This is a genomic window from Leptolyngbya sp. FACHB-36 (genome assembly GCF_014695955.1).
Classification (GTDB): domain Bacteria; phylum Cyanobacteriota; class Cyanobacteriia; order Leptolyngbyales; family Leptolyngbyaceae; genus FACHB-36.
On the sequence record NZ_JACJPG010000522.1, the window covers coordinates 1 to 2,137 of the forward strand.

The 2,137-nt window shown below is 51.9% G+C and carries 4 protein-coding genes; all 4 read right to left on the bottom strand.

The features are described 5' to 3' along the window. Positions 1-41: 41 nt before the first annotated feature. Complete coding sequence (locus tag H6F43_RS15030) at positions 42-641, bottom strand: glutathione S-transferase family protein (protein WP_190343544.1); 600 nt, start codon at positions 639-641, stop codon at positions 42-44. Positions 642-645: 4 nt separating this feature from the next. After that, a complete protein-coding gene (locus H6F43_RS15035; protein WP_190343547.1) occupies positions 646-987 on the bottom strand; it encodes an urease subunit beta in 342 nt (113 codons plus the stop codon). 35 nt (positions 988-1,022) lie between these two features. Next, on the bottom strand, positions 1,023-1,325 hold the full coding sequence (gene ureA / locus H6F43_RS15040; RefSeq protein ID WP_190343545.1) for an urease subunit gamma: 303 nt from the start codon (positions 1,323-1,325) through the stop codon (positions 1,023-1,025). A 6-nt stretch (positions 1,326-1,331) separates the two neighbouring features. Then, positions 1,332-2,137: urease accessory protein UreD (locus tag H6F43_RS15045; protein ID WP_190343546.1), on the bottom strand; the 806-nt coding region annotated here is incomplete at its 5' end.

The window sequence follows — 2,137 nt, forward strand, 5'->3', positions numbered from 1 at the left end:
GAGACACACGATCGCCCACAGTCGAAGTAGCCCCAGCTTGTCTACACAATTGAAATAAAGTTTGGTTGAGCTTGAACCCGTTTAATCCACGCTTGAATCGCTGGAAACTGGCTCATATCATACCCACCTTGCTCAGCAACGTGCGTGTAGGCAAATACCGCAGTATCTGCGATCGTGTAGCGTTCTGCGACTAGAAACGATCGCGTTTTTAGCTGTTGCTCCAGCACCTCTAGTGCCACATTGCCCAATCCCTGATGATAGGCAATGATAGGCGCAAACTGCTCTGCTTGTTGGGTGACAGAAATCCAGAACCGAGGACGCGATAGATTAGCACCTAAACTGTACTGCTCAAAGAATAGCCACTGAGTAACTTCGGTGCGCTCCAGACGATCGATCGGCAAAAAATCTGTGCCTTCACTTAAGTAGAGCAAAATCGAGTTTGATTCGACCAAATAGTTTTCCGGCGCAATTTCTAGTACCGGAACTTTGCCAGTTGGGTTTTTCTGCAAAAAGGCTGGTAGTCGTGTTTCCTGCTGCACAATATTAATATCGACACACTCAAACGGAGTGCCAAGTTGCGCTAGCAGTAAGCGAACTTTGTAACAATTTCCAGAAAGCGGAAAATTGTAGAGGCGATACATTGATCTATTTTTTCTTGCGCTTAGATTTGCTGCCTTTGCTGTCGAGTGCGCCTTCAACTTTGGCGTTGAATCCATACACTTCGCGGCTGCCTGCTAAAGGAATTAATGTTACCGTCCGTTCATCCCCCGGTTCAAATCGGACAGCCGTTCCCGCCGGAATATCCAGTCGCAGTCCGCGTGTTTGTTCACGATCGAACTGTAGCGCCGCATTGATCTCATAAAAGTGAAAGTGAGAGCCAACTTGAATCGGACGATCGCCCGTATTTGCCACGCTCACGGTTGTCGTTTCTTTGCCTGCATTCAGCTCAATTTCGCCATCGTCGATTAGCATTTCGCCTGGAATCATCCGCTCCTCCGTTCCTGATTGGGTATTCAACTCGCTTACTGAATTGGATTATGCACAGTAACGAGTTTGGTGCCATCTGGAAAAGTGGCTTCCACTTGGACTTCATGAATCATTTCAGCAATGCCGTCCATCACATCCTGACGGGTCAGTAGTGTTGTGCCGTAGCTCATGAGGTCAGACACCGATCGTCCATCTCGTGCCCCTTCCAAAATTGCCGCTGTGATGTATGCGATCGCCTCAGGATAGTTGAGTTTAACGCCGCGTTCTTTGCGGCGCTCTGCTAACAGTGCAGCAGTAAAAATCAGCAGCTTGTCTTTTTCTTGCGGCGTTAGTTGCATCGTAATCTACACTCCCCAGACTCTCGGTATGCAAGCAGATTGTCCTAGAAATGATACGCGGATCAAGTGCCAAACGGCTGTGAACCAGTAACGCACTTCGGAGGTTGAGTTGCCGCGATAGCGACAGAGCAAACCCGATTCTCCGGAGGAGGCACTGCCAGAACGCAATCGCGTTACGCCAACTTCGCCCTCGCCCGTCCACAACTGACGTGCTTTCTCAACCAATTCTGGTTCCACCGACTGACCCAGAAACGCAAAACTGCCAACCACTCCGCATCCAGCGAGTCCATGCGGACTATTGATCAGTTCTTCGCTACCCGGAAGCCACTGCCGATCGACCCACAGCGGATTGCCTGCTTGCCAGACTTCTGTGTGCGATCGCCACTCGCCGCTGGTAAACCGTTCGCCTTTGGCGGTGCGTCCAAAGCGGGTAATGTCCCAACCAAGCCAGGTTGCGCCAGGAGCCAGATCGATCTGCATTGTCTGACGATAGTGGGCACGATCGAAGACGATCGTTTCCTGCGGGAGCCATTCTAAGCAGGCACCTTCGGCAACCTCAACCTGAACCGCTTGCTGTGCCTGCAATCCGTTGGTGCGATAGAGCTTGCTAGCGGCGGCGGTTGTGATCAACGCGCGCGCTTGAGGTTGCAGTTGAAGCTGGATGGAGAGGCGATCGCCCCCAACCACACCTCCCGCCGTGTGCAGCAAGACACTGTGACAGATTTCGGGTCCTTCTGGGTAGAACGGACGCTGTACCTTTAGTGGAGCACGCACCCAGGGCTGCACCAGAGTGGTACCGCTACCGTCGTGGG

Excerpts from the sequence above, each read along its gene's own strand:
- H6F43_RS15030 (WP_190343544.1), bottom strand. The coding sequence starts at position 641 with ATGTATCGCCTCTACAATTTTCCGCTTTCTGGAAATTGTTACAAAGTT.
- H6F43_RS15035 (WP_190343547.1), bottom strand. The coding sequence starts at position 987 with ATGATTCCAGGCGAAATGCTAATCGACGATGGCGAAATTGAGCTGAAT.
- ureA (WP_190343545.1), bottom strand. The coding sequence starts at position 1,325 with ATGCAACTAACGCCGCAAGAAAAAGACAAGCTGCTGATTTTTACTGCT.